Origin of the sequence: Kocuria sp. ZOR0020 (assembly GCF_000800955.1) — a bacterium.
GTDB classification, from domain to species: domain Bacteria; phylum Actinomycetota; class Actinomycetes; order Actinomycetales; family Micrococcaceae; genus Kocuria; species Kocuria subflava.
Genome location: NZ_JROX01000102.1, coordinates 1 through 5,869, shown reverse-complemented (window position 1 = coordinate 5,869; position 5,869 = coordinate 1). Strand labels below are relative to the sequence as shown.

At 64.1% G+C, this 5,869-nt stretch carries 6 protein-coding genes; 3 read left to right on the top strand and 3 right to left on the bottom strand.

Features of this window, described 5'->3' with window-relative positions; genetic code table 11:
- Together L979_RS06845 and gndA are read left to right on the top strand one after the other, a co-directional pair.
- Nucleotides 1–1,453: multicopper oxidase domain-containing protein (locus L979_RS06845; protein ID WP_047690823.1), on the top strand; the 1,453-nt coding region annotated here is incomplete at its 5' end.
- Between the two features lie 110 nt (nt 1,454–1,563).
- Nucleotides 1,564–3,012, top strand: coding sequence for an NADP-dependent phosphogluconate dehydrogenase (gndA, locus tag L979_RS06840; RefSeq protein WP_047690818.1), 1,449 nt, complete (start codon nt 1,564–1,566; stop codon nt 3,010–3,012).
- Nucleotides 3,013–3,109: 97 nt separating this feature from the next.
- On the opposite strand, the gene epsC is transcribed toward gndA, so the two are convergent.
- The 3 genes from epsC to msrA form a co-directional block, all read right to left on the bottom strand.
- Nucleotides 3,110–3,694 carry a serine O-acetyltransferase EpsC gene (gene epsC / locus L979_RS06835; RefSeq protein WP_047690816.1) on the bottom strand — a complete coding sequence of 195 codons (585 nt, stop codon included), beginning with the start codon at nt 3,692–3,694 and terminating at the stop codon, nt 3,110–3,112.
- Nucleotides 3,695–3,766: 72 nt separating this feature from the next.
- Nucleotides 3,767–4,702, bottom strand: coding sequence for a cysteine synthase A (gene cysK, locus L979_RS06830; RefSeq protein ID WP_047690813.1), 936 nt, complete (start codon nt 4,700–4,702; stop codon nt 3,767–3,769).
- A gap of 85 nt (nt 4,703–4,787) precedes the next feature.
- Nucleotides 4,788–5,342 (bottom strand): peptide-methionine (S)-S-oxide reductase MsrA, encoded by a 555-nt coding sequence (msrA, locus tag L979_RS06825; RefSeq protein ID WP_231559430.1) that lies wholly within the window; start codon nt 5,340–5,342, stop codon nt 4,788–4,790.
- 45 nt (nt 5,343–5,387) lie between these two features.
- Between msrA and L979_RS06820 the strand changes: the two genes are divergently transcribed.
- Nucleotides 5,388–5,869, top strand: a 482-nt coding sequence (locus L979_RS06820) for a Nif3-like dinuclear metal center hexameric protein (RefSeq protein WP_047690810.1), incomplete at its 3' end; no start/stop codon positions are given.

The following is a 5,869-nucleotide window of genomic DNA, read 5'->3' as shown; positions in this document are numbered from 1 at the left end:
ATCCGGTGTGATGGCGGGGGCCGCAGCCATTCTGCTGGCGGTGACCGTGGGGATCGGTGTGGACCCCGGAGCGGCCGGGCTGCAGGCCACCGGAGCCGGCGGTTCCCAAAAGACGGAGGTGGAGCCCACCGGTGAAACCGTCCGGCTGGAGATCGACGCCGTGGACATGAGCTACACGCCCAACCAGGCCACGGTCAACGCCGGAGATCACGTGATCATCGAACTGACCAACACGGATCCCACCAACGTCCACGATCTCCAGATCGGTGGCGAACGCACTGAACGCCTGCGGGAGGGGCAGACCGGGGAGATCGACCTGGGCGTGGTCTCCGAGTCCATGGAGGGTTGGTGCACCGTGGCCGGTCACCGCCAGATGGGCATGACCTTCACCCTCACCGTGGAAGGGGGCGGGGACTCCGATTCGCTGAGTGCCCAGAACACCGACGACGCCGCCTCCCAGGACAATGCATCCGGAGGGGCCATGGACGGCATGGACCACGGCGCTTCCGGTAGCGGATCCCATGCCGTGGCCGTGGACCCGGAAGCCACGTTGGAAAACGTCGTGGATCCCGTGCTGAGCCCGGTGGACAGCACCGGTGGCAGCGACGACGGCGAACCAGCTGACCACCGGCTGACTCTGGAGGTCACGGAGGAGCCCATGGAAGTGGCCCCAGGCGTGTGGCAGCAGCGGTGGACCTTCAACGGCTCCACCGTGGGTCCCACCCTGCACGGGAAGATCGGCGACACCTTTGAGATCACCCTGGTCAACAACGGCACCATGGGACACTCCGTGGACTTCCACGCCGGTGAGGTGGCACCGGATGAGACCATGCGGACCATTGCTCCCGGGGAGGAACTGACCTACCGGTTCACCGCCAACAGGGTTGGGATCTGGATGTATCACTGCTCCACGGCACCCATGAGCGCCCACATCGCCGGGGGCATGCACGGTGCGGTGATCATTGAGCCAGAAGACCTGGCACCGGTGGATCGTGAGTACGTGCTGGTCCAGTCGGAGGTCTACATGGACGGGAACGGTTCTTCCAGGGATGAGGCCAGGCCCGTCAACGCGGAAGCCGTCGGCAGCGGGGCTGAGCCAACGTTCGTGGTGTTCAACGGGGCCGCGAACCAATACGACCAACAGCCGCTGGAGGCCCGGGTGGGGGAGCGGGTTCGGGTCTGGGTGTTGGATGCCGGGCCCAACCGTCCATTGAGCTTCCACATCGTGGGAGACCAGTTCGACACCGTCTTCAAGGAAGGCGCCTACAGCTTGCGCAACGGGGTGGACCCTTTTGGGACGACCGGTGGTGGGTCCCAGGCCCTGGGGCTGGAAGCGGCACAAGGTGGCTTTGTGGAACTCGAGTTCGATGAACCGGGGCACTTCCCGCTGGTCAATCACGTGATGGCGGATGCCGAGCGGGGCGCGCACGGGATCTTCCATGTCACGCAGTGAGCAGGCCGGTGCACGTCCCGCTCCGCTGGGCCGGGTCACGTGACGTAGCCCGCGTGACCACCGGCAGACACAACAACGTTCCGGTGTTGATCCGGGGATAGGCTGGCCGCATGGCTGAAGAGAAGAAAGCACAAATCGGTGTCACCGGCCTTGCGGTGATGGGGGCCAACTTGGCCCGCAACCTTGCCCGTCACGGCCACACCGTGGCCCTGCACAACCGCTCGGTGGAGAAGACCGATGCTCTGCTGGCCGAGCACGGGGATGACGGCGAGTTCATCCGCACTGAAACCATGCAGGAACTGGTGGACTCATTGGAGAAGCCCCGCCGCATCCTGGTCATGGTCAAGGCGGGGGCTCCTGTGGATGCCGTGATCGATCAGCTGGTTCCGCTGCTGGATGAGGACGACATCATCATTGACGGCGGCAACTCCCATTACCCGGACACCATCCGGCGTGAGGCCGCTCTGGCCGAGAAGAACATCCACTTTGTGGGCGTTGGCGTTTCCGGCGGCGAGGAAGGTGCGCTGAACGGCCCGTCCATCATGCCCGGCGGCTCCGCCAAGTCCTACGAGTCCTTGGGCCCGCTGCTGGAGGACATCTCCGCCAAGGCTGACGACGGCACCCCGTGCTGCGCCTGGATCGGAACCGATGGCGCCGGGCACTTTGTGAAGATGGTGCACAACGGCATTGAATACGCGGACATGCAGGTGATCGGCGAGGCCTACGAGCTGCTGCGTGACGTGGCAGGGCAAGAGCCCGGCGATCAGGCCAACACATTCGCCGAATGGAACCGGACCGAGCTGTCCTCCTACCTGATCGAGATCACCGCTGAGGTGCTCAAGCAGGTGGACGCCAGGACCGGCAAGCCCTTGGTGGACGTGATCGTTGACGCCGCCGGCATGAAGGGCACCGGCACCTGGACGGTCATGGCCGCCCTGGACCTGGGATCCCCCGTGACGGCCATTGCCGAATCGGTGTTCGCCCGCGCCCTGTCCTCCACCGAGCGTGAGACCCGCCTGGAAGCTCAGAAGACCCTGGCTGCTGGCGTCCGTGAGTCCGACACCGTGGGGGATGCCGCCTTTGTGGAGGATGTTCGCCGCGCCCTCTACTGCTCCAAGCTGGTGGCCTACGCCCAGGGCATGGAGATGCTGGCCACGGCCTCCGGTGAGCACAACTGGGACTTGAAGCTGGACACCATCGCCTCCCTGTGGCGAGCCGGGTGCATCATCCGGGCCGAGCTGCTGCAGGACATCATGGCCGCATACAAGGACGGTGCTGAGCCGCGAAACCTGTTGTTCGCCCCGGTGTTCCGAGACGTCATCGAGGAGTACCTGCCGTCCTGGCGCCGTGTGGTGGTGGAAGCCACCGAGCGTGGCATTCCCGCACCGGTGTTCTCATCCTCCTTGGCCTACTACGATGGCCTGCGCCGTCCGCGCCTGAACGCTGCCCTGACACAGGGCCTGCGCGACTACTTCGGCGCTCACACCTACGGTCGGATCGACACCGACGGCGCCTTCCACACCTTGTGGAGCGGTGACCGTTCGGAGATCGACTCCTGACCTGACGGCAAGCACCCCCGCCGAAAAGTGTTTTGTCCCGCCCATCAGATGCGATGGGCGGGACAAAACACTTCTCAGCGGGTCAGCCGAGCACTACTCAGATCCACATGGCGGGATCGATGTAGGTGGCCGGATCCACCAGAGGCTCCTGCTTGTCCGGGGTCCGGGGTCGAGCCTTGCCCGGAATGCCGGTGACCACGGAGTCATCAGGGACGTCCTTGACCACCACGGCATTGGCTCCAACGGCGGATCCTGCGCCGATCTGGATGTCACCCAAGACCTTGGCACCTGCGCCCACCGTGACGCCGTCGCCGATGGTGGGATGGCGTTTGACGGCTGCCAGTGACGTCCCGCCCAGGGTCACCCCCTGATACAGCATGACGTCGTCGCCGATCTCAGCGGTTTCTCCGATCACCACACCCATGCCGTGATCGATGAAGAAGCGACGGCCGATCTGTGCACCGGGGTGGATCTCCACGCCGGTGAGGAACCGGCCGAGCTGCGAGACCGTACGGGCAGCACCACGAGTGCGGTCGGTCTGCCACAAGCGATGGCTGACACGGTGCAACCAGATGGCATGCATACCTGAATAGTTCAGGGCCACCTCCAGATCCGTGCGAGCAGCAGGATCGTGGGTGCGTGCAGTGTCCAGGTCCTCGCGCAGTCGGCTCAGAAAACTCACGTGACTCCTTGTGGTGGGGCAAAATGCCCCTGGCGCGTGGTCACACGCGCCAGGGGCAGGACATACGGGTGATCAGCCGCGGATGTCGTCGTACAGGATGGTGGAGATGTAACGCTCACCGAAGTCGCAGACCACGGCCACGATCAGCTTGTCCCGGTTCTCTTCCTTCTTGGCCTCTTCCAGGGCAGCCCACACGATGGCGCCGGAGGAGATGCCGCCCAGGATGCCTTCTTTGGTGCCAAGCTCTCGTGCGACACGGATGGAGTCATCGGTGGTGACGTCGTAGACGTCGTCGTAGATCTCCTTGTCCAGGATGTCCGGCACGAAGTTGGCGCCCAGGCCCTGAATCTTGTGCGGGCCGGCCTTGCCCTCGGTCAGCAGCGGGGAGTCGGCGGGCTCCACGGCAACCAGGCGCACCCCGGAGTTCTGCTCCTTGAGGTAACGGCCGGCACCCGTGATGGTGCCGCCGGTGCCGATGCCGGCCACAAAGATGTCCACGCCGCCGTCGGTGTCTTCCCAGATCTCCGGGCCGGTGGTGTTGTAGTGGACGGTGGGGTTGGCCTGGTTCTCGAACTGGCGGGCCAGAACGGCGTTCTCCGTGTTCTCCACGATCTCGCGGGCACGATCCACGGCACCGCGCATGCCCTCAGCACCCGGGGTCAACACGATCTCTGCGCCAAAGGCACGCAGCATGGCGCGACGCTCGGTGGACATGGTCTCCGGCATGGTCAGGATGACCTTGTAACCGCGGGCTGCACCCACCATGGCCAGGGCGATGCCGGTGTTCCCGGAGGTGCCCTCCACAATGGTGCCGCCGGCCTTGAGCTCACCGGATGCCTCGGCGGCGTCCACAATGGCCTTGCCGATACGGTCCTTCACGGAGTTTGCCGGGTTGTAGAACTCCAACTTGACGGCCACGTTGCCGGGGAGGTCCTTGTCCAGCTCGTTGAGGCGGACCAGGGGGGTTCCGCCGACCAGGTCAGTGACGTTGTTGTAAATCTTGGCCATGGGTCTTCATCCTTCCAATCGGGATTTCATGCGCGTGGATCAGTGCGCTGGCGCAATCTCTGCCAGGCTATCGAGAATCAAGCAGTTACTTCAGAGTAAGAAACTTTGCGTAACGTTGGCGGACCTTGGACAACTTGGGGTTGATGACCAACTGGCAGTAGCCGTTGAACGGCTGCTTGGCATAGAAGTCCTGGTGGTAGGACTCCGCCGGATACAGCGTGCCCAGAGGCTCCACCGTGGTGACCACGGGATCATCGAAGAGCTGTTGGGCGCGGTCGATGGCAGCGCGGAACAGGTCTTCCTGCCCCTGGTCCGCGGGGAACATGGCGGAACGGTACTGCGTGCCGACGTCGTGCCCCTGCCGGTTCAAGGTGGTGGGATCATGCCCCGTGAAGAAGATGTCCAAGATGGTGTTTTCAGAGACCACGTCCGCATCAAAGGTGACCACCACGGCCTCTGCATGCCCCGTGGTTCCGGTGCACACGCTGTGGTAATCGGGATCGGAAGTGTGCCCGCCGGTGTAGACGGACTCAACCGCCTGCACACCCCGTGTGATGCGATACACGGCGTCCAGGCACCAGAAGCACCCGCCTGCCAGTACAAAAGTCGTTGGTCTCACGTGGGTGTCCAACACGGTCACGCTGCTGCCTATTCCGGCGGCTCTGCACCCTCCTAGACTGAAGACATGGCATCTGCAGACACGGACACCCAGTCAGCGCCCACAGTCGCCCAAGTGGTGAAGATGGCCGACACCCTGTGGCCATTTTCCACTCAGGAGTCCTGGGACGCTTCCGAGCTGGTCATCGGCAGACCCCAGGCCCCGGTTGCCCGGATCATGGTGGCCGTGGATCCGGTGACCTCCGTGGTGCATGAGGCCATGGAAGCGGAAGTGGACCTTCTCCTGGTTCACCACCCCCTCCTACTGGGCGGGCAGAGCTCCATTGCCGCCGATGGCTACAAAGGGCGAATTGTCCACGACCTGATCGAGAACCACATTGCGTTGTTGGCCTGCCACACCAACGCAGACAGCGCCCCGTCCGGTGTTTCGGAAACATTGATTCAGGCATGTGGTGTCGCACAGTCCTCGCCTCTGAAACCGTTGGACTCGGATCCGGCAACGGGACTGGGGCGGATCGGTCAACTCGAGACCCCCGTGACGTTGGAGGA

Bases quoted from the DNA above. Each gene is read 5' to 3' on its own strand.
- gndA (WP_047690818.1), top strand. From the start codon at position 1,564: ATGGCTGAAGAGAAGAAAGCACAAATCGGTGTCACCGGCCTTGCGGTG.
- cysK (WP_047690813.1), bottom strand. From the start codon at position 4,702: ATGGCCAAGATTTACAACAACGTCACTGACCTGGTCGGCGGAACCCCC.